Consider the following 24,631-nt stretch of genomic DNA (forward strand, 5'->3'; position numbering starts at 1 on the left):
GTACCTGCGATGCTCGCGCCTTGCTCCGGCCATGCTCTGCTAGAATCGGCCGCATTGATCCCACAAGGTGCACCCCATGAGCGAGCCGATTCGTCTGACCCAATACAGCCACGGCGCAGGATGCGGTTGCAAAATCTCGCCCCAGGTTCTGGAAGTGATTCTGGCCGGCAGCGGGGCGCAGAACCTCGACCCCAAACTCTGGGTCGGCAATGCGTCGCGCGATGACGCAGCGGTGTACGCCATTGATGAAGAACGCGGGGTCGTCTCGACCACGGATTTCTTCATGCCCATCGTCGACGACCCGTTCGACTTCGGCCGCATCGCCGCCACCAATGCTATCAGCGACATCTACGCCATGGGCGGCGATCCGCTGATGGCGATTGCGATCCTCGGCTGGCCGGTGAATGTGCTGGCGCCGGAGATTGCCCGGGAAGTGATTCGCGGCGGCCGCTCGGTCTGCGACGAGGCCGGGATTCCGCTGGCTGGTGGGCACTCCATCGATGCACCGGAGCCGATCTTTGGCCTGGCTGTGACCGGGCTGGTGGAAAAGCGCCACATGAAGCGCAATGACACGGCCACCGCCGGCTGCCTGCTCTACCTGACCAAGCCGCTGGGCATCGGCATCCTTACCACCGCCGAGAAGAAGGGCAAGTTGCGCACCGCCGACATCGGTCTGGCCCGCGACTGGATGTGCACCCTGAACAAACCCGGCAGCCGTTTCGGCAAGCTCGACGGCGTGACCGCGATGACTGACGTCACCGGGTTTGGTCTGCTGGGGCACCTGGTGGAAATGGCCGACGGCAGCCAACTGACCGCCCGCATTGAATACAACCGCGTGCCGCGTCTGCCCGGTGTCGAGTATTACCTCGAGCAAGGCTGCGTGCCGGGCGGGACACTGCGCAATTTCGACAGTTACGCCAGCAAACTGGGACGACTCCAGGAACTGCACAAACGCGTGCTGTGCGATCCGCAGACCAGCGGTGGCCTGCTGATTGCGGTCACGCCCGAAGGCAATGAACGGTTCCTCGCGGTGGCGGCCGAACTGGGCCTGAACCTGGAACCGATAGGCGAACTGGTTGAGCGACAGACACACGCGGTTGAGGTGTTTTGATGTCGATCGACTTCACCGATTACCGCGAGATCTTTCTTAACGACCGGCCGATGATGGATGCGCGCGCGCCGGTGGAGTTCATCAAGGGTTCATTCCCCGGCGTGGTCAACCTGCCGCTGATGAATGACAACGAGCGCCAACGCATCGGCACTTGCTACAAGCAACACGGGCAGCAGGCGGCCATCACGTTGGGGCATCAACTGGTGTCCGGCGAGATCAAGGCTGAGCGCATCCAGGCCTGGGCCGATTTCGCCCGGGCGCACCCCGAGGGGTATCTGTATTGTTTTCGCGGCGGTTTGCGCTCGCAGATCGTCCAGCAGTGGCTCAAGGACGAGGCCGGCATTGACTATCCACGGGTCGGTGGCGGCTACAAGGCGATGCGCACCTTCTTGCTCGACACCCTCGATCAGGCCGTTGCCCAATGCGATTTCGTCTTGCTGGGCGGCATGACCGGCACCGGCAAGACTGAGGTGCTGACGCAGTTGAGCAATGGACTGGACCTTGAAGGCCACGCCAATCATCGCGGCTCCAGCTTCGGCAAGCGCGCGACCGGGCAGCCATCCAACATTGATTTCGAGAACCGTCTGGCGGTGGATGTGCTGAAAAAGCGCGCCCATGGCATCGAGCAGTTTGTGCTGGAAGACGAGAGCCGGGCGGTCGGCAGTTGCGCTTTGCCGTTGCCGCTGTATCAGGGCATGCAGCAGTTTCCGATGGTCTGGCTGGAAGACAGCCTTGAAGGGCGCGTCGAGCGGATTTTGCGCGACTACGTGGTGGACCTGTGTGCTGAATTCATTGGTGTGCATGGTGATGAGGGGTTTGCGCGGTTTTCCGAGCGCTTGCTGGAAAGCCTCAACAACGTGCAGAAACGCCTGGGTGGCGAACGCCATCGGCGGATGTTGGTGTTGATGGAAGAGGCCTTGGCGGAGCAGGGCCGAAGCGGCGCGGTGGACCTGCACCGGGGCTGGATCGAAGGGTTGCTGCGTGAATATTACGACCCGATGTATGCGTTTCAGCGGGAGAAGAAAGGCGTGCGGATTGAGTTTGCGGGAGAGAAGGCGGCGGTTCTTGAGTACCTGCGGGAGCGGGTGAACCCGCAACATTAAGGTCGTTTTGGCCGGCCCCATCGCGAGCAAGCTCGCTCCCACATTAGACCGAGATGTTTATCAAGCACGGTCAAAATGTGGGAGCGAGCTTGCTCGCGATAGGGCCCTTTCAGGCACCAAAGATCTTAGAGCAAAGCAGCCCCGATCAACCCGCTAACCACCCCGACCCCCATGGTCATCAGCGCCACACTCACCAGTACCCGCGCATCGAAATCCTTGCGCAGCATCAGCAGCGACGGCAGGCTGATGCTCGGCAGTGTCATCAGCAACGCCACGGCTGGAGCGGTGCCCATGCCCAGGGTCATCATGGTTTGCACGATCGGGATTTCCGCGGCGGTGGGAATCACAAACAACGTGCCGATGATCGCCAGCGGCACCAGCCAGAGCAGGCCGTTGGCCATGACCCCGTCAATATGCGGAAATACCCAGACCCGCACCGCGCCCAGCACCATGACCGCCAGGATGTAGATCGGAATGGTGCTCCAGAACAATTGCCACAGGGTTTTACCCCAGCGCGTCAGGAACGGTTGCGTGTCCTTTTCACTGACTTCGGCGACCGCCTCGACAGCCGCTTCAGGCAGTGTTTCCGGACCGCTGATGCGCTGAGCGACCATCGACACCCCGAACACCAGCACAATCCCCGCGACCAGGCGCAACGCGGTGAACCCCCAACCCAGCACGAACCCCATGAACACCAGGGTTGCCGGGTTGAGCACCGGGTTGCCGATCCAGAAGGCCAGCGCCGCGCCGACCGAGACGTTTGAGCGACGCATGCTCGCGGCCACTGGCGCGGCGCAGCACGAGCACATCATCCCCGGCAGGGCGAACAGGCCGCCGCGCAAGGTCGACGCGAAGCTGGCGCGTCCGAACAGGCGCAGCAGCCAGTCCCGTGGAATCAACACTTGCAGCAGGGAGCCCAGAATCACCGCCAGTACGGCGGCTTTCCAGATCGCCAGGAAATACACCTTGGCATACGTCAGGGCAGCGGCCAGCGGGGCGGTTTGTTCGTCGTTGAGGATGGAGGCGCCGATGCTGTGGTTGTCAGCGGCGATGAAGGCTTTCAGGTAGTAGGGCGACCACTTGACGTAATAGAGGCCAATGCAGGCGACCAGAACGAACAGGGCGGGTTTCCACCAGAACGACCAACCCCGGGCGGGGACAGCTGCGGAAGAAAGTGACATGAAGAGAGTCCAGACAAAGGGGAGTTGGGTACATGATAGCCCGCCACTTGTCTGCCGTGGTCTTCACTGCGTGTGGGAAGTTGCCGACCGCTTAGGTCGGACACGTCTGCGAGCCGTTATCCAGCCCTTGTTTGTAACTGTGGCTGACGAGGCTGGCCTTGCCGTTGTGCCAGGTCAGGGTCAGTACGTACACCGAATCGTAGTCACTGGACTCCCAGTCCTCGGTGATGTTCTGTTTCTTGCCGACCGCCTCTCCAGCGACCTTGTTGATCAACTCGGGCAGGTAGCCGTGGGACCAGGCGGTGTAGATGATGGCGTTGTGGTACTTGTCGTGGAGCAATTCGTCCGCCAGATCGCTGGTGTCGTTGGCCGAGAACTCGATGTTCACCGGCAAGCCGAGCTTGATCGCGCTGGGGCTGATGGTCATCAGGGGGCGGATGTAGCTGTAGGAATTGTCCAGTTCGCCTTCCTCGACATTGCGCGTCGGGTTGGCGGCAAACACATAGTTGGCCTTGCCGAATTTTTCCGGCAACAAGGTGGCCAGGTCGATGGCGCGGTTGAGGCCCTGGCAATTGAGCTGGCCCAGACCGCCAGCGGGTTTTTCTGCGTGACGCAGGAACACCAGGGTCTGGGTGCCGTCCGCCGGCTGGGCGCGGCTTTCGCTGGACTCCAGCGACAAAAACAATGCGCTCGCCGCCAGCAGCGTCGGCAGGAAAATATACGCACGGTGTTTGAAGCGTTTAGCGAATCTGGACAGGTTCATCATGTGAATAAGGGATCTTCAGCGCATTCAGTTAAGGCTGACAAACCTTTACACCGCCAGCTCCCAGCTTCGGGTGTTTTCCATGTCGTTGGGCCGGTCCGTGTTCGAAAGGGCATTGCTCAGAGTCCTCTGAGCCTGTTTGGTTCGATACCGGCGGGTGCGCGGCACTTTATCGATAACCTTGAACAGGGTGCAGTCAAGGTTATCGACAAGATGTTGCGAAATTATGGACACCCTACACGTAGACGCGTTGGCAAAGGCTGACATCTTTTGATCGTCATCATCAGCGGTTTCGATAACGCGAAAAGATCGCAACCTGCGGGCGCCAATCCTGGATTATGCTCAACGCTTTATTTGGCGATGGAGGCTACCGATGACCGATCTGTCTGCGTTCCCGATTACCCGAAAATGGCCGGCTCAATACCCCGACTGGATCCAGCTGTACTCCTTGCCGACCCCCAACGGCGTCAAGGTCTCGATCATGCTCGAAGAAATCGGACTGCCCTACGAGCCGCATCGGGTGGGCTTCGACACCCAGGATCAGATGTCCCCCGAGTTTTTGTCGTTGAGCCCCAACAACAAGATCCCGGCGATCCTCGACCCGCATGGTCCCGAGGACAAACCCCTGCCATTGTTCGAGTCCGGGGCGATTCTGATTTACCTCGCCGACAAGAGCGGGCAACTGCTGGCGCAGGAATCGGCCGCGCGTTACGAGACGATTCAATGGTTGATGTTCCAGATGGGCGGCATCGGGCCGATGTTCGGCCAGGTAGGTTTCTTCAACAAGTTTGCCGGCAAGGACTACGAGGACAAACGCCCCCGCGACCGTTACGTCGAGGAAAGTAAACGTTTGTTAAAAGTTTTGGATGGACGCCTTGAAGGGCGCGACTGGATCATGGGTGAACGCTACACCATCGCCGATATCGCGACGTTCCCGTGGGTGCGCAACCTGATCGGTTTCTATGAGGCCGGCGACCTGGTGGGCATCAAGGATTTCAAGAACGTCACGCGCGTGCTGGAACGCTTTCTGTCGCGGCCGGCGGTGATCCGTGGGCTGGAAATCCCTAAATAGAGTGCCTCACGAACAAGGAAGATCATGCGTACATTCGATTTCAAGCAAGTAGATGTCTTCAGCCGCGTCGCCCTCAAGGGCAATCCGTTGGCGGTGGTGTTGGGGGCCGACGCACTCAGTGATGAACGCATGGCGGCGTTCGCGACCTGGACCAACCTCAGTGAAACCACGTTTGTGCTGGAGCCGCGCGATCCGCGGGCCGACTATCGCGTGCGGATCTTTACCACCCTGAATGAGTTGCCCTTCGCCGGTCATCCGACCCTGGGCACTTGCCATGCCTGGCTTGAGGCTGGTGGCGTGCCCAAGGGCGAGGAGATCATTCAGGAGTGCGGCGTCGGGCTGGTGCGGGTCCGTCGACAAGGCGCGGAGCTGGCCTTTCTCGCGCCACCCCTGATCAACGCCGGGCCGGTGGACGCCGAACTGGTGGAGCGCGTGCGACGCGGGCTCGGTCTGGAGGTCGGGGCGATTGTCCGGGCGCAGTGGGTGGATAACGGCGCTGGCTGGCTGGCGGTGATGGTCGCGGACCGCCAGCAGGTGCTGGAACTGCAACCGGATCACTCGCAAATGTTGGGCCTGGCGGTCGGTGTGATTGCACCGTGGAATCCCGAGCGTGATGGGGATGAAGCACAATTCGAAGTACGGGCCTTCATCTCCGGCGACGGCATGCCGGAAGACCCGGCGACCGGCAGTTTGAATGCCGGGATTGCGCAGTGGTTGCTTGCCGAGGGGCTGGCGCCAGCCTCCTATGTGGTCAGCCAGGGCCTGACGATGGGACGGGCGGGGCGCATTCAGGTGGTTCAGGTCGGTGATGAAATCTGGATTGGTGGAGCGGTGGTGACCTGTATTTCCGGCACCCTGAAGCTCTAAACCTGTCGGAGTGAACCTGCTCGCGATAGCGGTGTGTCAGTCACATTGACGGTGCATGTGCTATCGCTATCGCGAGCAGGCTCACTCCTACAGGGGGCTGTGTCGATCCGGGGGGATTATTGCCGAGCCGGTAAGGGTTTGTTCTGCACCTGAGGTTTGTGCCTTGTGCCTTGCAGGGCATAAGCTTCACCCCCTACGACGTTAGTCTCATCCTCTGTTTTTCAGGAATGCCCATGTCCAGCCAGTTCCCCGAAGCACGTCCACGCCGTCTGCGCCGCAATGCGAGCCTGCGCAGCCTGTTCCAGGAAACCGAGTTCAGCCTGAACGACCTGGTGCTGCCGATTTTCGTCGAGGAAGAAATCGACGACTTCGTGCCGATCAACAGCATGCCCGGCGTCATGCGCATTCCGGAGTCGAAACTGGCCGGCGAAATCGAGCGCTACGCCCGCGCCGGCATCAAGTCGGTCATGACCTTCGGCGTGTCGCATCATCTGGACAGCAGCGGCAGCGATACCTGGAGCGATAACGGGCTGGTGTCGCGCATGTCGCGGATCGCCAAGGATGCCGTGCCGGAAATGATCGTGATGTCCGACACCTGCTTCTGCGAATACACCGACCACGGCCATTGTGGCGTGATGCACAACTACGAAGTCGATAACGACCAGACCCTGATCAACCTTGGCAAGCAAGCCGTCGCCGCTGCTCGGGCCGGTGCCGATGTGATTGCCCCGTCGGCGGCCATGGACGGGCAGGTCCAGGCGATTCGCCGGGCGCTGGACGCCGCCGGTTTCAGCCAGACGGCGATCATGGCCTATTCGACCAAGTTTGCCTCGGCGCTCTACGGCCCGTTCCGTGAAGCCGGCGGTAGCGCGCTCAAGGGCGACCGCAAAAGCTATCAGATGAACCCGATGAACCGCCGCGAAGCAGTGCGCGAATCGCTGATGGACGAACAGGAAGGCGCGGATGCACTGATGGTCAAGCCGGCCGGCGCCTACCTCGACATCATCCGCGACATCCGCGAAGTATCGCGTTTGCCGCTGTCGGCGTATCAGGTCAGCGGCGAGTACGCGATGATCAAATTCGCCGCGCAAGCGGGGGCGATTGATGAGGACCGTGTGGTGCGTGAAAGCCTGGGAGCGATCAAGCGGGCGGGCGCGGATCTGATCTTCACCTACTTCGCAATGGACCTGGCCCTGGCCGGGATCTAAACCCCGCCACATAACCCTGTGGGAGCGAGCTTGCTCGCGATAGCGGACGGTCAGTCACATCACTTTTGAATGTGCTAACGCCATCGCGAGCAAGCTCGCTCCCACCGTTGATTGGTGGTGACTTCAGGGCGTGCCGAAGTACGGCCGGATTCCATGATGGTTGAAGTACCGCTCAATCACCTTCGGATCGGAACACGTCTCGGCAATCGCCACATACGTATCCGGGCGCAGCAGATAAAACCCGTTACGCCCCAACCCCGCTGCTTCAAACGCCGGTCGCCAGTCAAACACATGCAAGGGCAGATGATGCTCGATGCACCAGGCGATCATTTCGTCGCTGGTGTCGCCATACACGTGCACCTGCCAGGTCGGATTCCTCAGCGATTCAAAGTTGTCGCCTTCGCCGTCATGCGCCCAAGGCAGGCGATCGCCGCCGTGAACGTGCCCGGCAACGCCGGTGCTTAACGGCATGCCACGATAGTTGAGAGTGATCTGCGAGACCGTGCGAAACAGGAACTCGCGGGACGTTTCAAACGAGGCCATCTTCGGGATCAAAAACGGTGCCAGCCGTGTCCTTAGCACGTCGGCCACGCGTCCCTCGGCGGTGACGAAACTGAACACCCGGTCGGTGGTCGCGACGAGTTTGCGCGCAAAGGCGATGCGCTCGGTTTCGTAGGTATCGAGCAGTTTCGCCTCGGCACCGCCACTCAACACCGCCGCGAATTTCCACGCCAGGTTGATCGCATCACCAATCCCGGTGTTCATGCCCTGACCACCGGCCGGGCTGTGAACGTGGGCCGCGTCGCCCAACAAAAAGGCGCGGCCGGTGCGAAAGTGATCGGCCACCCGGTGATGCACGCGATAAGTCGAGAACCAGTTCACCTGCTCGATCTGCACCTTCAGATGTTCGATGGCCCGGCTGCTGACGTCCTCGAAACGCAGGGTTTCAGCCCGGTCGGCGCGCTCGTCGCGCACGGTGCCGATCAACCGCGCGCGCCCGCTGCCGGCGAGCGGAAACACGGCGAGGAAGTCCGCTTCATCAAGGTCCACGTGCAGTTCGCCGTTGAGTGCCGGCCCGCTGGCCTGCACATCCGCCACGTAGAAAATCTGTTGGTAGGTGCCACCGGGAAACCCGGTGTCCAGCTTTTTACGCACTATCGAACGGGCACCATCACAACCGGCCAGGTAACACGCCTGGCAGGTTTCCTGTTGGCCATCGGGCAGGCGCAAGTGGGCGGTGATGCCATCGCCGGTTTCCTCGAAGTCCTCCAGTTCGGTGCCGCGTTCCACCTTGATGCCGAAGGTTTCAAGACGCTCGATCAGTAAGCGTTCGTGCTGGTCTTGTGGAAAGATTTCCATGAACGAATAGGGTGTCAGGCCAGCGCCGATGTTGCTCAGTGGCAATCGTGCAACCGATTCACCGCTGACCCAGAAATTTGCTGCCGCCACGCGATGGCCGTTTTGCACCACGGCTTCGCTGAGGTCGAGCTGGCGATACAGCTCCAGCGTGCGCGCCTGGACTGCCAGCGCACGCGACGTGGTGCCGGGCGCCGACGTCTTGTCGATAATCCGCACGCGGATCCCCAGTTTGCTCAACCACAGCGCCAGGACCAGCCCGGTCGGGCCGGCGCCGACGATCAGTACGTCGCTACGGTGCATGAGCCTGTCTCCTCGGTGACTGGCTCAAGTATGGTTCAGGCGCAGTCGGCCGGAAGGCTGACCGCCCAACGGAAAAAGGCCCCGCTGACATGACGATGGAACAGGGCGCGGCCGCAAGAGTCATAGCCTGCGCCATGCCATTGGTCGTATGGTTAACCCGGCTCAACGGATTTGATGGAGCACCATGCAAGCCAATCGATTGATCATGGGCGGCGCGGCGCTGTTGCTGCTGGCCGGTTGCGGCACTCAGCACCCGCAGGAACAACCCGCGCGCCCGCCCGCCGAGGTCAAGGCCGAAATCGTGCGCTTGCTGCCGGCCAAAACCACGGATCGCCAAGGGTGGGCCACGGACATCTACGCCGCCTTCGCCGCCCAGAATATTTATCCGTCCACGCAAAACCTGTGTTCGGTGCTCGCCGTGACCGAGCAGGAATCCACCTTCCAGGTCGACCCGCCTGTGCTGGGCCTGGGCAAGATCGCCCGGGACGAAATCGACCGTCGCGCCGCTAAAGTCTACATCCCCAGCCTGTTGATCAGCGGCGCGCTGCAGGTGAAGTCACCCAACGGCAAAAGCTACAGCGACCGCCTCAACGCGGCGCGCAGTGAAAAGGAACTCAGCGCGATTTTCGATGATTTCATTGGCATGGTGCCCTTGGGCAAGACCCTGTTCGGTGGCTTCAATCCGGTACACACCGCCGGGCCGATGCAGGTCAGTATCGAGTTCGCCGAACAGCAGGCGAAGAACTATCCGTACCCGGTGGAAGGCTCGATTCGCCACGAGGTATTCACTCGGCGCGGCGGCATGTACTTCGGCATCGCCCATTTGCTCGGTTATCCGGTGAGCTACACGCAACCGTTGTATCGCTTCGCTGATTTCAATGCCGGTTGGTACGCCAGCCGCAATGCGGCGTTTCAGAACGCGTTGAGCCGGGTGTCAGGCATCCCGTTGGCGCTGGATGGCGACTTGGTCCGGTATGACTCAATCATGCCCGGTACCACGGAAGTGGCGGTGCGCAGCCTTGGCAAGCCGTTGGGGATGCGCAATACGACCATTCGCAATCAATTGGAGGAGGGCAAAAGCCTGAAATTCGAGGAGACGGAACTCTACCGGCGAGTGTTTGCGTTGGCCGATCAGGCCGAGGGCAGGGCACTGCCTCGTGCCGTGTTGCCGGGGATCGAACTGCAAAGCCCGAAAATCACCCGCAAGCTCACCACGGCATGGTTTGCCAAGCGCGTCGATGAGCGTTATCAGCGTTGCATGAAGCGGGCTGGCCAGTAACCCTGATCGAACCAGAGGCGTAAAAAAACCCGGCGGGTCAGGCCGGGTTTTTCATTGAGTACTGCAGTAAACCCCTGCATTTATGCCGCGCGGCTTTCGATCAGACGGTCGGAACCACCTTCGGCAACGCGGTTCTGCATCAGATGATCGGAGCCATCAGCGGCTACGCGGTTTTCCATCAGATGATCCGAACCATCAGCGGCTACACGGTTTTCGATCAAGCGATCGGAACCATCAGCGGCCACACGATTCTCGATCAAACGATCTGAACCACCTTCAGCCACTCGGCTTTCAATCAGACGATCCGAGCCGCCTTCAGCGACCACAGGTTGAGCAGAGGTTGCGGCAAAAGCGTTAACTGCAAAGACCGAGAAAGCGATAGCGAGGATAGTTTGGCGTTTCATGATGGTGTGCTCCGGGGTGCTTATGGGTTGGTATGGAGCGGATGTTACGCCGAGGATTTTTTATGAGAACTTCATTGATGTGATGGTGAACATCGACGGTATTGATAGCCCCTGTGAGTCGCTCCACGCGGGCGTGATGGTTCAGTCGTCGGATCGTACGGGTAGGGCGGATCGACGCTTCTACACTGATTAGCTGGATCACCACGACCGGCAGGTGACGCCTCTCATGACCCCATTCCCGTCTCGCCAGGAGGCCGCACCATGTATCAACTTTATGGACACCAGAATTCCGGCGCGGCGGCGATAGAAGCGGCGCTCGAGCTGTGCGAAATTCCTTATCGCTTCATCGACGTCGAGTTGTCCTCGGAGGCAGCCCAGGCACTGGAGAAGCTCAACCGGCTCAAGCAGATTCCAACGCTGCAGCTGCCCGATGGCAGCATCCTGACCGAAAGTGCGGCGATCCTGATTCATCTCGGGCTGACCTTTCCCAAGTCGAACCTGTTGCCGACACTGCCCGCCGACCGCGATCAGGCGATCCGCGGCCTCACGTACATCGTCAGCAATTGCTACGCAGCCATCGGCATCATCGATTACCCCGAACGCTGGCTGGCCGAGACGGATGAGGCGTCCAGGCAAAACCTCATGGCCGGCGCCCGCGCGCGATTGCACTGGAGCTGGGAGGTGTTTGCCGATCAGTTTTCCGGCGAGCTGTATCTGGGGGATGAGACGCCGGGCGCACTGGATGTGCTGGCGGCGGTGGTGTCGCGGTGGGCCGGCAGCCGTGAGCATTTACGCAACACCCGTCCCGGTTTTTTCGCGTGGCTGGAGCGCATCGACCGGCACCCGACACTGGCCCCGGTCTTCGCGCGGCATTGGCCAGTGTGAACACCGAATAACAACCTGCTCGCGATGGCGGTGTATCAGTCAGCCTATTCATTAACTGACATACCGCCATCGCGAGCAGGCTCACTCCTACATTTTGATCCAGGGTGTCTTCGGATTACTCGCCGCGGATGTACTGCTCCAGCTGGCGAATCAGTTCGGCCTGTTCGGCAATCGCTTCCTTGACCAGGTCGCCGATCGACAGCAAGCCAATCAACTTGCCGTTCTCCACCACCGGCAGGTGACGCAGGCGTCGGTCGGACATGATGCCCAGGCAGGTGTCGACGGTTTGATGGGTGTCCACGGTGATCACCGGGGACACCATGATGTCGCGCACCGGCGTGCCCACCGAAGAACGGCCATGCAGCACCAGTTTGCGTGCGTAATCACGTTCACTGATGATGCCCAGCACCTCGTCATTTTCCACCACCAGCAAGGCGCCGACGTTTTTCTCGGCCATCTTCATCAGCGCTTCCAGCACCATGTGATCAGGTTTGATCTGGTGCACTTCCTGATTCTTCTGATCTTTGAGCTTGAGCAGTTGGGCGACGGTTTTCATGGTGGCTTCTCGGGTGTTGTCGTTGTTCTTGAAGAATCGTAGACCCAAGCGCTGAGGGCAAGAGTGAAAGCGGCAGATAAGACTCAAAAAACGCCATTCAGCGGTATTTTTTCGGTAAACCGCGGGTAAACCCTATGAGAAAGTCGAAAGTGGCGCGCATGACCCGCTGCCCCTTGATGACGCGTAGAATTGCCGCCTGAATCAAATCGAGAGGTTGCAGTGGTGGATTTACAGCAGGGCTTCGTCCTGACCCGGCATTGGCGCGACACCCCGGCCGGCACGGAAGTCGAGTTCTGGCTGGCGACCGACAGTGGTCCCCGGCGCATCCGCCTGCCTCATCAGCCGTCGGTGGCGTTCATTCCAGCCGCCCAGCGCGAACAGGCGCAAGAGGTGCTGCGCGGCGAGAAAGACGTCGAACTAAAGCCCCTGGCCCTGCTGGATTTCGAGCATCGTCCGGTGCTCGGCCTGTATTGCCAGCAGCACGGTCAGTTGATGCGCCTGGAAACCGCGCTGCGCAAGGCCGGCGTCGAGATGTTCGAGGGCGACGTTCGCCCGCCCGAGCGCTACATGATGGAACGGTTCATCACCGCGCCAGTGATCTTTGGTGGGTCGCCCGATGCGCAAGGCCTGCTGCTCGACGCGCAGATGAAACCCGACCCGAAATACCGGCCCAACCTGCGGCTGGTCTCGCTGGATATCGAGACCACCGAACAAGGCGAGTTGTATTCCATTGCCCTGGAAGGCTGCGGCGAACGCCAGGTGTACATGCTCGGGCCGCCCAATGGTGACGCCAGCGCGGTGGATTTCCAGCTTGAATACTGCGACTCGCGAACCGTGCTGCTGAAAAAACTCAACGAATGGTTTGCCCGCCACGACCCCGACGCGATCATCGGCTGGAACGTCGTGCAGTTCGACCTTCGCGTCCTCCACGAACACGCCCGACGCCTGGGCGTACCGCTCAAGCTTGGGCGCGGCGGCGAAGAAATGCAGTGGCGCGAACACGGCAGCCGCAACCATTACTTCGCGTCAGCCGCGGGGCGCCTGATCATCGACGGCATCGAATCCCTGCGCTCGGCAACCTGGAACTTCCCCTCGTTCAGCCTGGAGAACGTCGCGCAAACCTTGCTCGGTGAGGGCAAGGCGATCAGCACGCCGTACCAGCGCATGGACGAAATCAACCGCATGTTCGCCGAGGACAAACCGGCCCTCGCCACTTACAACCTCAAAGACTGTGAGCTGGTCACACGGATTTTCGCCAAGACCGAACTGCTGACCTTCTTGCTGGAGCGCGCCAGCGTCACCGGTTTGCCGGCGGACCGCAGCGGTGGTTCGGTGGCGGCGTTCACTCACCTGTACATGCCGCTGATGCACCGTCAGGGCTTTGTCGCGCCGAATCTGGGCGGCAAGTCACCACAGGCCAGTCCCGGCGGTTTTGTCATGGACTCGCAGCCGGGCCTGTACGAATCGGTGCTGGTGCTCGACTACAAAAGCCTCTATCCGTCGATCATCCGCACCTTCCTGATCGACCCGGTGGGGCTGATCGAAGGCTTGCAGCATCCCGACGACAGCGACTCTGTGCCGGGTTTTCGCGGGGCACGTTTTTCACGAACCCGGCATTGCCTGCCGGCCATCGTCGCCCGGGTCGCCGAAGGCCGCGAAACCGCAAAACGCGAACACAACGCGCCACTGTCTCAGGCGCTGAAGATCATCATGAATGCCTTCTACGGCGTACTCGGCTCCAGCGGCTGCCGTTTCTTCGACACACGGCTGGCGTCGTCGATTACCTTGCGTGGCCACGAAATCATGCTGCGTACCCGGCAACTGATCGAGGCTCAGGGTCACACGGTGATCTACGGCGACACCGACTCCACCTTTGTCTGGCTGCGCCGCGCCCACGGTCAGGAGGAGGCCGCGCAGATTGGCCACGCGCTGGTCGACCACGTCAACCAGTGGTGGCGCGAACATGTGCATGCGGAATACGGGCTGGAAAGTGCCCTGGAATTACAGTTTGAAACCCACTACAAACGCTTTCTGATGCCGACCATCCGTGGCGCGGAGGAGGGCAGCAAGAAGCGTTACGCCGGCCTGGTGACCCGCGCCGATGGCACGGATGAAATGGTCTACAAAGGCCTGGAAACCGTGCGCACCGACTGGTCGCCACTGGCCCGGCAATTCCAGCAGGAGCTGTACTCGCGGATCTTCCACCGCAAGCCGTATCAGGACTACGTGCGCGATTACGTGCAAAAGACCCTGGCCGGCGAGTTCGATGATCGCCTGATCTACCGCAAGCGCCTGCGCCGTACCCTCGACGACTATGAGCGCAACGTGCCACCCCACGTGCGTGCCGCGCGCATCGCCGATGACTTCAACGACCGCCAGGGCCGTCCGCGTCAGTACCAGAACGGCGGCTGGATCAGCTACGTGATCACCGTTGCCGGGCCCGAACCGCTGGAGATTCGCAGCGCCCCGATCGACTACGACCATTACGTCACCCGGCAACTGCAACCGGTGGCGGACGCGATCCTGCCGTTTGTCGACGATGACTTCTCAACCCTGATTGGTGGGCAAATGGGCCTGTTTTAAGTCCAGCAATGAAAGCGTCCAGTCATCCCGTATGCCGTGGAAATACTGTTCAAGGGCCTGGTCAAAGAGGCTGTTGTCCGGAGCGACCTGGGCAAACAGCGTCATTGAAGAGTGGAACTTGAGGTCATCGGGATGACCGAAAATCTCGGCGATCGAGCGCTGTTTGATGTTCAGGACCAATTGCGTGCACGTCCGCAATCGTGGACCCAGCAATGAATGCTGCAGATACGCCGCGGCTTCCTCTTTGGAGCGAATGGCAAAGTATCGGGACATTTCGCTGCCCCCCAACCCGGCAAGCTGCGGAAAGATGAACCACATCCAGTGACGGCGTTTTTGACCGGCACTCAGTTCTTCCTGAACCCACTCAAAGACCGGGTCTTGAGCCTGGACGAAACGTGGCAAGTTAAAAGCATCGAGCTGATCGGTGCTTCGCATGCAGAAACCCTCTGCCAATACGGCGATGGCTCAGACCATGGCCAATCGCTGTTTGTGTTGTGGCGCGTGAAACGCGTGGTCCAGCACCTCCAGATCCCCGGGTTCGAGCCGCACTTGCGCGGCTTGCGCATTCAATTTCACGTGTTCAGGTTTGACCGCTTTGGGGATGGCGATCACGCCGGGCTGCCGCAGGATCCATGCCAGCGCCACTTGAGCCGGTGTCACCCCGTGATGGGCGGCAATTTTTACCAGCGTCGGATGCGTCAGCATTTCACCGCCCTGGCCGATAGGGCAGTACGCCATCAACGGCAGCTGGTGTTGTTGGCTCCAGGGCAGCAAATCAAATTCGATGCCGCGCTCCTCCAGGTTGTAGAGCACCTGATTGGTGGCGCAGGTTGATGAGTGCAGTTCATGCAGGTCGTCCAAGTCGAAATTGGACACACCCCAACGGCCAATCTTGCCGTCTTCACGCAGGCGCTCGAAGGCTTCGACGGTTTCCTCCAAGGGGTACTGGCCGCGCCAGTGCAGCAGGTACAGATCGATGTAATCGGTTTTCAAGCGCCGCAGGCTGCGTTCGCACGCCTGGGGAATGCCTTGGCAACTGGCGTTGTGCGGGTAGACCTTGCTGACCACAAAGACCTGGTCACGCAGACCGCTGATGGCTTGCGCGACCACCTCCTCGGCGCCGCCTTCAGCGTACATTTCCGCGGTATCGATCAACGTCATGCCCAGCTCGATGCCCTGGCGCAGGGCCGAGACTTCTTTAGCGCGCGCCGAATGATCTTCACCCATGTGCCAGGTGCCCTGGCCAATGACCGGTACGTTGACGCCGGCCAGTTCAAGGAACCGCATGAAAACCTCCTGTGTGCAACACGGTGGATACCTAGTTGGCAGCAAAATAACCCGGTGGTTCCCTCCAGCGCCATCTTCCAGGTAAAAGCGAACATGACGAGATATCACCTTTGGGCAGGCAGGCGCCTTCGCTCACGGACCACCGGCACTGCACTTTTTTGGTATTGACGGCTCTATCCTTGGGCAGCCGGCGGCGATCCCCACCGCTGGCCCATGCCCAAGTTCAAGAACCCATGGCTCGAGTGTTACCCCGCATCACCCCACCGATCCGCCGCCGCTGCTTGTTTCTGGCTGGCTTGGCGATGTTCTTTGTCAGCGGTTGCAGCCAGCAACAGGGCAATGACATTGTCAGCCAGTTCCGCGAAGGCCGTCCCCAGGAATTTCTGCAGACCAGCGTCGACCGCATGGCCACGCTGACGATGCGTGACAACCTCGACAGCCTCTATTTGCTGATGAGCAAGCTTTACCTGCGCAACCCCGAGGAGCTGAAAAAATCCGGCTTCCTCGATGCCCGAACCGCCGGGAAGCAAGTGCGCATGGCCATCGAGCAGCAACAGCCACTGCCCACCCTCGGTGGCAAAAAAGACCTGGCGGCGCTCAGGTTTGCCATGAGCCCGGAGTTTCTCGGTGACCGGGTCGGTGCTTTCATCTATGCCATCGGCAGCATGCTGGTAACCGCTCACGGCAATCGCCTGGAGTTCTACATGACGGACGCGATCAACCCGACGTTCGTCAACAACGCCGCGCGCAACATCGAGATCGCCACGTGGATTCTCAGCCAGCGGCAAAACAAACAAGGCGAACCCTTGCTGTTCTCCAACGAGATCTCGGAGGAGGGCAGCAACCTGAGTTTCGCCGTGGAGTTCGGCAAGATCGTTGCCCGGCTGGATTTGCTGACGCAGATGCTCGACGAACGCTACCGGCGCATCGGCTTGAATTATGCGCAGAGCCTGCTGTTCCTGAATTTCCTGCCGGTGCAATAAACCCCGACACAGCGCCTACAGGGGAATGGATGTTGTTATGTCTTGGATATAACGATAGTTCGCATCGATATAAGTGGTTATAAGAAAAATCGCTATGCTGCGGGCCAGATTTCTTCTGCGGTCTTTGTGGACGTCTCAATGGATTTAGTGAACATCGGGTTGATCGTTGCCGGGTTGGTGGTTGGCTTTATTGTCGGCATGACGGGCGTCGGTGGTGGGTCGTTGATGACCCCGATTCTGCTGTGGTTCGGCATCAACCCCGCGACAGCGGTCGGTACCGATTTGCTCTACGCGGCGATCACCAAATCCAGTGGCGTGCTGGTCCACCGGAAAAACAACAACATCGACTGGGCGATTACCGGCTGGCTGACCCTTGGCAGCGTGCCGGCGGTGGCGTTGACGCTGTGGTTCCTGAGCAGCTTGCACACCGCGCCTGAAACCATGAATGCCGTCATCAAGCAGGCACTGGGGTTCGTCCTGTTTGCCACGGCATTGGCGATTCTGTTCAAGAAGCGCCTGCTCGATTTCGCGCACAAACGCGCCGGTGGCAACTACAACCCCAGTGGCAAACGCCTCAACGGCATGACGGTGATCACCGGCCTGGTGCTGGGCACCATGGTTGCGCTGACGTCCATCGGTGCGGGCGCCCTGGGCACCGTGGCCCTGTTTATCCTGTATCCGCTGCTGCCGACCCGTCGCCTCGTCGGGACCGAAATCGCCCACGCGGTGCCGTTGACACTGGTCGCCGGGCTTGGCCATGCGAGCATGGGCAACATGGACTGGCACGTGCTGGGATTCTTGTTGATCGGCTCGCTGCCGGGGATCTGGTTGGGCAGTCATTTGACCGGCAAGATTTCCGATGAAGTGCTGCGCCCTTGCCTGGCGACGATGTTGATGCTGATCGGTTACAAACTGGCGTTCTGATTCCGATTGAATCACCCCGCTGCTTATCTGCGATGAGATTAGCCCCGTCTGTTGCGCAATGACCGCCCTGACCTAAGCTTGGGTCAAGGCGAAACACAATTGCGGTGCGTCACCCGGAACGAACGCCGCGATGCGCAATCATTAGAGCGTGGTTATCAAAAGGAGATGCGCATGCTCATCAGGTTTTTGACCCTGACAACCTTGCTGGCTTTCGCCGGTCCCTTATTCGCAACCGAAAGTGATTCACCGCTGGATACCGACAAAGGCCGGTTCCGGCCCTTGATTGTCATTGCACCCAGCACCGTCGATCCTGTCTGGGTCGGGCTGAAAAAGTCACTGGACGATCCGGCCAACAAGGACGGGATCGCCCAACGCAAAATCCGGGTGTATAGCGTGCTGAATATGTTCGGCCAGCGCGACGGCGAGGACCTCGGTCAGCAGGACACCATGGCGCTGATTCGCTCCCTGAAACTCGGTGCGGGGGCGTTGCCCAAAGTGATCCTGATCGGCAAGGACGGCGAGAAGAAGCTTGAGAGTTCGGGGGCTGAGTCAAAATCGGTCGATTTGAAGAAAGTGTTCGACACCATCGATGCCCTGCCAGCAGCCGAAAAAGAAGCCACCGCGCCGCCGGTAGTGACCCCACCTGCCGAGGCTGAGCCGGTCAAAGGCGCTAAAGGGGCCAAGGCCACCAAGAATGGCAAACCGGCCAAACCAACCAAGCCCCCTGAAATGCCGGATGACTGACACCCCACCGACCCTGTAGCAGCTGGCGCAGCCTGCGTCCGGCTGCGCAGCAGTCGTAAACCCTGAGTACGCGGTCTTCCTGAAACACCGCACCGCTTGATTTCACGACTGCTTCGCAGCCGGACGCAGGCTGCGCCAGCTGCAGGGTGTGGTTACCAGTTATAGCGATACCCGACCGTCACCGCCCACGGCTGCTCGATGTCGCTGCCATGGGTGTAGCCCACTTCCGCAAAGAAGCTGTGTTTGTCCGCCGCCTTCACCGCAACGCCCGCGCCAATCTCGGCGCGTGAACCCGGCAAACGGCTGTACAGACATCATCGCGTCCTGTTCGACATCCGGGCCATTGCTGGCGGTGTAACGCCCACCGCTGATGCGCGCAACTTGCAATCCCGCCTGCGGTTCGACAAACCAGCCCTGACTCAAATCGAAAGCCTTGCCGACTGGAGCTATCAGCACTGACCGCGTGGTGGACAGGCTAAAAAGCGGGCGATCCTACCCGGGTTGTAGGTGGTGGGGATGTAATCTCGAAGGGACGTCCTCGGACGCAGTGCGCTGGCCTGCACAGGCGTCGGACATTTCCTGCGAGACGTATCGTACTCCATGAACTGGTGCGCCAACCCACCTACCGATACCTTTGTCGGGCCGCTGCAAAATCAGCGGTCGGATGTGGAAGTCCGGTGGTTACCGAGAGAGCATGTGCCTCTAAACACCTGTTGGCTTTTTTTTATGCCAACATTGTTGCTTATGGCGGCTGTGCGCAGGAGCACGATTGCGTGCACTGGGTTTCTCTCGGTATCCCGGACTTCCACACCTGCGTACAGCTGCCACCCTCTCTGTGGAAGTGAGATCGGCAGTTTTCTTAAATTACCGAGGTTCTTCGCACATGAAAAAATTAAGTCCCAATCCCCCTTATCCCCGGCCGATTCAGATCCTGTCGATGCCGTTCCACTTTCCGAAATCACCGAGCCTGCCGTCAGCGCTCGCTTGCGAAACCCCAGTCATACCGACCCGATCAGCCACGTATTCACGATCACTCCCGGCGTCGATTCCACAACTCTGCTAAGCCATGCCTGCGAAACTCTGGCATCACTGAATGTCCTGATTACAGATCTGGCCTGCAAACTGGAAGGCTCAAAGCGTAACGTCGCGCTCTCGATTCAGCAGTTGGCGGTCATTGCCGAGTTGTTGGTGAACCAGGCGCTGGATAACGTTGATCCACCCGAAGGTGCGCCTGTCGTTCAGCCACCGATACGGCATTGAGAGAGGAGATCACTGATGGCCAGATATATGCCGATTACGGGCATCGATTGCCAAATTGCGTCGTTGCTGATTGATACGGATGCGCCGGTGGATGTGTTGCATGACACTGCGGCCTATCGCATTCGTAGCGTGAGCCAACAGCTGGAAACCTTGTCCGTGGGCGAGGGGATGGGCCGTGATGCTCTGTTGCTTCAGGATTTTGCGCGGGTGTTGGCGATTCCGCTGTGTGACGGTTGTGATTTGATGGACGTGATCGGGCGACGATTGCAGTCGCAGTAACAACAATGGGCGATCCAGGTGATCGCCCATTTTTTTTGCGTGTGAAGTATCCGCCTTCACGGGCTTCGGAGAATTCCTTCAAGTTGTGTCGCACTTGATGAACTGGTGTCTGTCAGCCCGCACCGCTAGCCTTCATGGATGTCCGCGACATTGAAGGACCCAAGGATGAAAACACCCGTGAAAAAGGAGCCTCGCCTGTGAAAAAGTTCAGCAAGCCTCAAGGAGACACCCCTGACAATACCAATCATCCCGCGTCTGTGAAGCTGTGTGGCACCGCCGACGTGGCGGTCATTCCTCGCCCCAGGCCTGTTTCCTCGCCCCAGCCTATATTCACCATTGCCCCCGGCGTCGACACGCGGACGCTACTGAAACAAGCTTGCGATACCCTCGCGTCGTTGACGGCCCTGCTTGAGAACTTTGCCGCCAAACTGGAAGGGCCGAACCGCGGTGAAATATTTTCGATCCAGCAGTTGGCGATGGTCGCCGAGTTGTTGGTGAACCAGGTGCGGGACAACCTTGCGGCGGACAGGGAGGCGTCTGCCGGTGAGCCAGAGACCCGGCATTAAGCAGGCGTAAGAACGAAAATGGGTGACCTCAAAGGGTCACCCATTTTTTGTTTTGTAGCCGCTGTCGAGCTCCGGCGAGGCTGCGTTCGGCTGCGAAGCAGTCGTAAAATCAGGCAACGCGGTGTTTCAGAAAGACCGCGTGTGCAGGGTTTACGACTGCTACAGAGCCGAACGCAGCCTCGCTGGAGCTCGATAGCGGCTACAGAGGGCTCGTGTTGCTTCCGGTTATTCGCTCAGGGCATTCAATATCGTGTGGGCGATTTTGATCCGTTCCGGGTTCGGGTAGTTTTTGTTGGCCAGGATCACGATGCCGATGTCCTTCGAGGGCACAAACGCAACGTAGGCACCGAAGCCGCCCGTGGAGCCGGTTTTGTTGAGCAGCACGTTTTGCGGTGGCTGCTGCGGCGGGTTCAACCACTTGACCTCGTGAGCTTCCATTGCCATCTCGGTCGAGTTGCCGGCGAGCAGCCGATCCAGCGTGACCGGATAAGGGTAGAACTCCCAACCCAGCCCCTGTGTCATTTGACCCACCGTGTAATAACCGGTGTGAGTGGTGGCGATGGCTTGCTGCAATGGCTTTTCCAGTCCTGCCGGTTTCATGTTCGCTTCAACATATCGAATCAGGTCCGAGGCACTGGTTTTCACGCCGTAGGCTTCGGAATCCAGCGCCCCCGGCTCGACACGTACCGGCTTGTCGTCCTTGTTGTAACCCTGAGCGTAAAGCCCCATCTGCGCTGGCGGGACCTTGAGGTAGGTGTGCTTGAGGCCCAGTTTTGGCAGCAAGGTTTTTTCCATCAGGTCATCGAACGGCTGGCCCATGCTGTGGGCGGCAAGATAACCGAACAGCCCTATGCTTGGGTTCGAATACAGGCGATGGGTGCCAGCAGGGTAAACCGGTGTCCATCGCTTGAAGTAATCGAGCATCGTGTCGGCATGGTCAGCGTCGTCGGGGAATTGCAGCGGCAACCCGCCAGCGGTGTAAGTGCCCAATTGCAACACACTGATGCGATCGAACGCACTGCCTCGCAATGCCGGCAAAACGGTGCTGGCAGTATCGGACAGGGACAGTTTGCCGTTGGCCTGCGCATACCCGGCCAGCGTGGCGGCGAAAGTTTTACTGACCGAACCGATTTCGAACAAGGTGTCCTGGCTGACCGGTTTGCGATTCTCTTTAGAGGCCACGCCGTAATTAAAGTAATGCTGCTGACCGTTCTGGGTGATCGCGACGGCAAGGCCGGCGATGTTCTGTTGCTGAATCACGGGGCCGACGGCGGCGTTGACCACAGATTCGAGTTGTTGGTCGGACGGGGGCGCGGCAATACAGGATGCCGCGCCGAGGATAAGGGCGAAAGCACCATAGGATGCAAGCCTTGGCAATTTGTTTGTGTACATGTCAGATCTACTCTTCATGAGTTGTGTCGATGGTAACCCGCTACACTCCATGCGCTCTTGCAAATCGGGTTGCCTGATAGGCGAGCCAAATCTAGGCAGTACGCCTAGCGTCGACAAACGACGATATTTCGGGTGAGCCATTAGAAAAACTATGGAGTTGGCATGATTCGTCCTCACTTGCCGCTGAATGCGTTGCGCGCTTTCGAGGCCTCCGCACGCCATTTGAGTTTTACTCGGGCGGCGGTGGAGTTGTTCGTTACGCCTGCGGCGGTGAGTCATCAAGTCAAAAGCCTTGAAGCCCAACTCAACGTAACACTGTTCAAACGCTTGCCACGCGGGTTAATGCTGACCAGTGAGGGTGAAACCTTGCTGCCGGTCCTGCGCGAGTCTTTTGACCGAATCGCCGAAACGCTTGAGCGGTTCGAAGGCGGGCACTATCGGGATGTGTTGACTGTCGGGGCGGTGGGTACGTTCGCGGTCGGGTGGTTATTGCCGCGGCTGGCGGACTTCCAGGAGAAACATCCGTTCATAGATTTACGGCTGTCGACCCATAACAATCGGGTGGACGTGGCCGCTGAAGGGCTGGATTACGCGATTCGCTTTGGCGCTGGCGCCTGGCACGGGATTGACGCGCTGCGGTTGATCGAAGCGCCGCTGTCGGTGCTGTGCGTTCCCGAACTGGCCCGACAGTTAAGCGAGCCTCAGGATCTTTTGAAACAAACGTTGTTACGTTCCTACCGGACAGACGAGTGGCCTGAGTGGTTTCTGGCTTGCGGGTTACCGCCCAATACGGCACCCACCAGGAATATTGTGTTCGACTCTTCGCTGGCGATGATGGAAGCCGCGCTTCAAGGTGCCGGCATTGCATTGGCGCCGCCGCTGATGTTTTCCCGTCAACTGGCGGCGGGTGCCATCGAGCAACCGTTCGCCATCGGCATCACCACTGGCAGCTACTGGCTCACCCGCTTGCAATCCCGCCCCGAAACGGCGGCGATGTCGGCGTTCAAGGAGTGGCTACTGCAAGCGTGCGAAACGCCACCCTTGTAGGAGTGAGCCTGCTCGCGATAACGGAATGTCAGGCGGCATCAATGTTGAATGTGCCGGCCTCTTCGTCGGAACGCCGCCCGGAGCAGGCTCACTCCTGCAAGGAGTACAGCGGCAGAAGTCAGCGCACCAGGCACGGCCGTTTGTTATCGAATTTCCAGCCGGGGATCAGAAACTGCATCGCCACGCTGTCATCTCGCGCCCCCAGTCTCATGCCTTTGTACAGTTCATGGGCCTTGGCCAATTGGTCCATGTCCAGTTCAACCCCTAGCCCCGGCTTCTTCGGCACCTGCACACAACCACCGACGATTTGCAGTGGGGCTTTGGTCAAGCGCTGGCCATCCTGCCAGATCCAGTGAGTGTCGATGGCGGTGATGTCGCCCGGCGCAGCCGCCGCGACGTGGGTGAACATGGCCAGGGAAATATCGAAGTGGTTGTTCGAGTGCGAACCCCAGGTCAGGCCCCATTCATGGCACATCTGCGCCACGCGAACCGAACCTTGCATGGTCCAGAAATGCGGGTCGGCCAGGGGAATGTCCACCGATTGCAACTGAATGGCGTGGCCCATTTCCCGCCAGTCGGTGGCGATCATATTGGTCGCGGTTTTCAGTCCGGTGGCACGGCGGAACTCGGCCATGACCTCCCGGCCGGAGTAACCGTTTTCCGCGCCGCACGGGTCTTCGGCGTAGGCCAGAACATGATGCTGATCGCGGCACAAGCGAATGGCTTCCTTGAGTGACCACGCGCCATTCGGATCGAGCGTGATGCGCGCATCCGGAAAGCGTTCGGCCAGTGCGGTGACGGCTTCGATTTCTTCATCACCACCGAGCACGCCGCCCTTGAGTTTAAAGTCTTTGAAACCGTAGCGGGCGTGAGCGGCTTCAGCCAGACGAACCACCGCGTCAGCGGTCATGGCTTGCTCATGGCGCACACGGAACCAGTCGTTATCGGCGTCCGGTTCGCTGCGGTAGGCCAGGTCTGTCTGCTGGCGATCACCCACGTAAAACAGGTAACCGAGCATCTTCACTTCGTCACGTTGCTGGCCTTCGCCGAGCAGGGCGGCGACCGGTACGTCCAGATGCTGGCCGAGCAAGTCGAGCAGGGCGGCCTCAAGCCCCGTAACGGCGTGAATGGTGATCCGCAGGTCAAACGTCTGCAAACCGCGCCCGCCGGCGTCGCGATCGGCAAAGGTCTGGCGCACCTGGTTGAGAATCTTCTGATACGTGCCGATCGGGCTGCCAACCACCAGCGCGCGGGCGTCTTCCAGTGTCTGGCGAATACGCTCACCACCCGGTACTTCGCCGACCCCGGTGTGACCGGCGTTGTCCTTGAGGATCACGATATTGCGGGTGAAAAACGGACCATGGGCGCCGCTCAGGTTGAGCAGCATGCCATCGTGGCCGGCCACTGGAACCACCTCCATGCTGGTGATGATCGGGGCTTTTGCGCAGTCTTGTGGGTGCATTTTCTTGTCCTTATAA

Annotated in this window: 23 protein-coding genes and 2 pseudogenes; 15 read left to right on the top strand and 10 right to left on the bottom strand. The window is 59.9% G+C overall.

Annotated features, from left to right (window positions below; genetic code table 11):
* Window positions 1-76 precede the first annotated feature (76 nt).
* Both selD and mnmH read left to right on the top strand, forming a co-directional pair.
* A complete protein-coding gene (selD, locus tag AB4N43_RS26440) occupies window positions 77-1,111 on the top strand; it encodes a selenide, water dikinase SelD (protein WP_027925430.1) in 1,035 nt (344 codons plus the stop codon).
* Window positions 1,111-2,214, top strand: coding sequence for a tRNA 2-selenouridine(34) synthase MnmH (mnmH, locus tag AB4N43_RS26445; RefSeq protein WP_059182471.1), 1,104 nt, complete (start codon window positions 1,111-1,113; stop codon window positions 2,212-2,214). Before selD ends, mnmH begins: the two co-directional genes overlap by 1 nt.
* 125 nt (window positions 2,215-2,339) lie before the next feature.
* Here the strand turns inward: mnmH and AB4N43_RS26450 are convergent, their stop codons facing one another.
* Together AB4N43_RS26450 and AB4N43_RS26455 are read right to left on the bottom strand one after the other, a co-directional pair.
* Window positions 2,340-3,395 carry a permease gene (locus AB4N43_RS26450; protein WP_460152231.1) on the bottom strand — a complete coding sequence of 352 codons (1,056 nt, stop codon included), beginning with the start codon at window positions 3,393-3,395 and terminating at the stop codon, window positions 2,340-2,342.
* 91 nt (window positions 3,396-3,486) lie between these two features.
* A complete protein-coding gene (locus AB4N43_RS26455; protein WP_371258960.1) occupies window positions 3,487-4,158 on the bottom strand; it encodes a histidine phosphatase family protein in 672 nt (223 codons plus the stop codon).
* Window positions 4,159-4,531: 373 nt separating this feature from the next.
* Here AB4N43_RS26455 and AB4N43_RS26460 point away from each other — a divergent pair, with 373 nt between their 5' ends.
* The 3 genes from AB4N43_RS26460 (at window position 4,532) to hemB (ending at window position 7,305) form a co-directional block, all read left to right on the top strand.
* The gene (locus AB4N43_RS26460) at window positions 4,532-5,230 is read left to right on the top strand and encodes a glutathione S-transferase family protein (protein ID WP_027925425.1); all 699 of its coding nucleotides are present in this window, start codon (window positions 4,532-4,534) and stop codon (window positions 5,228-5,230) included.
* A gap of 24 nt (window positions 5,231-5,254) precedes the next feature.
* The gene (locus tag AB4N43_RS26465) at window positions 5,255-6,097 is read left to right on the top strand and encodes a PhzF family phenazine biosynthesis protein (protein ID WP_460152233.1); all 843 of its coding nucleotides are present in this window, start codon (window positions 5,255-5,257) and stop codon (window positions 6,095-6,097) included.
* Window positions 6,098-6,330: 233 nt separating this feature from the next.
* The gene (hemB, locus tag AB4N43_RS26470; RefSeq protein ID WP_460152235.1) at window positions 6,331-7,305 is read left to right on the top strand and encodes a porphobilinogen synthase; all 975 of its coding nucleotides are present in this window, start codon (window positions 6,331-6,333) and stop codon (window positions 7,303-7,305) included.
* A 123-nt stretch (window positions 7,306-7,428) separates the two neighbouring features.
* Here the strand turns inward: hemB and AB4N43_RS26475 are convergent, their stop codons facing one another.
* A complete protein-coding gene (locus AB4N43_RS26475) occupies window positions 7,429-8,964 on the bottom strand; it encodes an FAD-dependent oxidoreductase (protein WP_460152237.1) in 1,536 nt (511 codons plus the stop codon).
* Between the two features lie 184 nt (window positions 8,965-9,148).
* Between AB4N43_RS26475 and AB4N43_RS26480 the strand changes: the two genes are divergently transcribed.
* Window positions 9,149-10,243, top strand: a complete 1,095-nt coding sequence (locus tag AB4N43_RS26480) for a DUF1615 domain-containing protein (RefSeq protein ID WP_460152239.1) — start codon at window positions 9,149-9,151, stop codon at window positions 10,241-10,243.
* Between the two features lie 80 nt (window positions 10,244-10,323).
* Here AB4N43_RS26480 and AB4N43_RS26485 read toward each other — a convergent pair whose 3' ends face one another.
* On the bottom strand, window positions 10,324-10,647 hold the full coding sequence (locus AB4N43_RS26485; protein ID WP_460152240.1) for a hypothetical protein: 324 nt from the start codon (window positions 10,645-10,647) through the stop codon (window positions 10,324-10,326).
* A 261-nt stretch (window positions 10,648-10,908) separates the two neighbouring features.
* On the opposite strand from AB4N43_RS26485, the gene AB4N43_RS26490 reads away from it, so the two are divergent.
* The gene (locus AB4N43_RS26490; RefSeq protein ID WP_027925419.1) at window positions 10,909-11,532 is read left to right on the top strand and encodes a glutathione S-transferase N-terminal domain-containing protein; all 624 of its coding nucleotides are present in this window, start codon (window positions 10,909-10,911) and stop codon (window positions 11,530-11,532) included.
* 115 nt (window positions 11,533-11,647) lie between these two features.
* Here the strand turns inward: AB4N43_RS26490 and AB4N43_RS26495 are convergent, their stop codons facing one another.
* Window positions 11,648-12,088: a CBS domain-containing protein gene (locus AB4N43_RS26495; RefSeq protein WP_007944798.1), complete on the bottom strand. Its 441-nt coding sequence runs from the start codon at window positions 12,086-12,088 to the stop codon at window positions 11,648-11,650.
* A gap of 222 nt (window positions 12,089-12,310) precedes the next feature.
* On the opposite strand from AB4N43_RS26495, the gene AB4N43_RS26500 reads away from it, so the two are divergent.
* The gene (locus tag AB4N43_RS26500) at window positions 12,311-14,671 is read left to right on the top strand and encodes a DNA polymerase II (protein WP_172825934.1); all 2,361 of its coding nucleotides are present in this window, start codon (window positions 12,311-12,313) and stop codon (window positions 14,669-14,671) included.
* Here the strand turns inward: AB4N43_RS26500 and AB4N43_RS26505 are convergent.
* Window positions 14,636-15,106, bottom strand: a complete 471-nt coding sequence (locus AB4N43_RS26505) for a DUF1810 domain-containing protein (protein WP_027925417.1) — start codon at window positions 15,104-15,106, stop codon at window positions 14,636-14,638. The genes AB4N43_RS26500 and AB4N43_RS26505 overlap by 36 nt on opposite strands.
* A 30-nt stretch (window positions 15,107-15,136) precedes the next feature.
* Entirely contained in the window at window positions 15,137-15,958 is an 822-nt protein-coding gene (locus AB4N43_RS26510; RefSeq protein ID WP_027925416.1) for an aldo/keto reductase, read from the bottom strand.
* Between the two features lie 233 nt (window positions 15,959-16,191).
* On the opposite strand from AB4N43_RS26510, the gene AB4N43_RS26515 reads away from it, so the two are divergent.
* The 3 genes from AB4N43_RS26515 (at window position 16,192) to AB4N43_RS26525 (ending at window position 18,609) form a co-directional block, all read left to right on the top strand.
* Entirely contained in the window at window positions 16,192-16,941 is a 750-nt protein-coding gene (locus AB4N43_RS26515) for a Do family serine endopeptidase (protein ID WP_027925415.1), read from the top strand.
* Between the two features lie 138 nt (window positions 16,942-17,079).
* Window positions 17,080-17,865, top strand: coding sequence for a sulfite exporter TauE/SafE family protein (locus tag AB4N43_RS26520; RefSeq protein WP_059182480.1), 786 nt, complete (start codon window positions 17,080-17,082; stop codon window positions 17,863-17,865).
* 171 nt (window positions 17,866-18,036) lie between these two features.
* A complete protein-coding gene (locus AB4N43_RS26525; protein WP_059182481.1) occupies window positions 18,037-18,609 on the top strand; it encodes a DUF4174 domain-containing protein in 573 nt (190 codons plus the stop codon).
* Between the two features lie 152 nt (window positions 18,610-18,761).
* On the opposite strand, the pseudogene AB4N43_RS26530 reads toward AB4N43_RS26525, so the two are convergent.
* Window positions 18,762-19,065 (bottom strand): annotated as a pseudogene (locus AB4N43_RS26530) (autotransporter outer membrane beta-barrel domain-containing protein).
* Window positions 19,066-19,492: 427 nt separating this feature from the next.
* Here AB4N43_RS26530 and AB4N43_RS26535 point away from each other — a divergent pair.
* The 3 genes and pseudogenes from AB4N43_RS26535 to AB4N43_RS26545 all read left to right on the top strand — a co-directional run bounded on the left by AB4N43_RS26535 (window position 19,493) and on the right by AB4N43_RS26545 (window position 20,714).
* Window positions 19,493-19,869, top strand: a pseudogene (locus AB4N43_RS26535) (DUF6124 family protein).
* Window positions 19,870-19,884: 15 nt separating this feature from the next.
* Window positions 19,885-20,148: a hypothetical protein gene (locus AB4N43_RS26540; protein ID WP_194941046.1), complete on the top strand. Its 264-nt coding sequence runs from the start codon at window positions 19,885-19,887 to the stop codon at window positions 20,146-20,148.
* A gap of 197 nt (window positions 20,149-20,345) precedes the next feature.
* Window positions 20,346-20,714: a DUF6124 family protein gene (locus AB4N43_RS26545; protein WP_059182485.1), complete on the top strand. Its 369-nt coding sequence runs from the start codon at window positions 20,346-20,348 to the stop codon at window positions 20,712-20,714.
* A 225-nt stretch (window positions 20,715-20,939) separates the two neighbouring features.
* Here AB4N43_RS26545 and ampC read toward each other — a convergent pair whose 3' ends face one another.
* A complete protein-coding gene (gene ampC, locus AB4N43_RS26550; RefSeq protein ID WP_027925409.1) occupies window positions 20,940-22,106 on the bottom strand; it encodes a class C beta-lactamase in 1,167 nt (388 codons plus the stop codon).
* Between the two features lie 162 nt (window positions 22,107-22,268).
* On the opposite strand from ampC, the gene AB4N43_RS26555 reads away from it, so the two are divergent.
* Window positions 22,269-23,153, top strand: coding sequence for a LysR family transcriptional regulator (locus AB4N43_RS26555; protein WP_027925408.1), 885 nt, complete (start codon window positions 22,269-22,271; stop codon window positions 23,151-23,153).
* A 118-nt stretch (window positions 23,154-23,271) separates the two neighbouring features.
* On the opposite strand, the gene gudD is transcribed toward AB4N43_RS26555, so the two are convergent.
* The gene (gene gudD / locus AB4N43_RS26560; protein ID WP_460152244.1) at window positions 23,272-24,615 is read right to left on the bottom strand and encodes a glucarate dehydratase; all 1,344 of its coding nucleotides are present in this window, start codon (window positions 24,613-24,615) and stop codon (window positions 23,272-23,274) included.
* Window positions 24,616-24,631: the final 16 nt, after the last annotated feature.

It is taken from the genome of Pseudomonas sp. S2_B07, assembly GCF_054668435.1.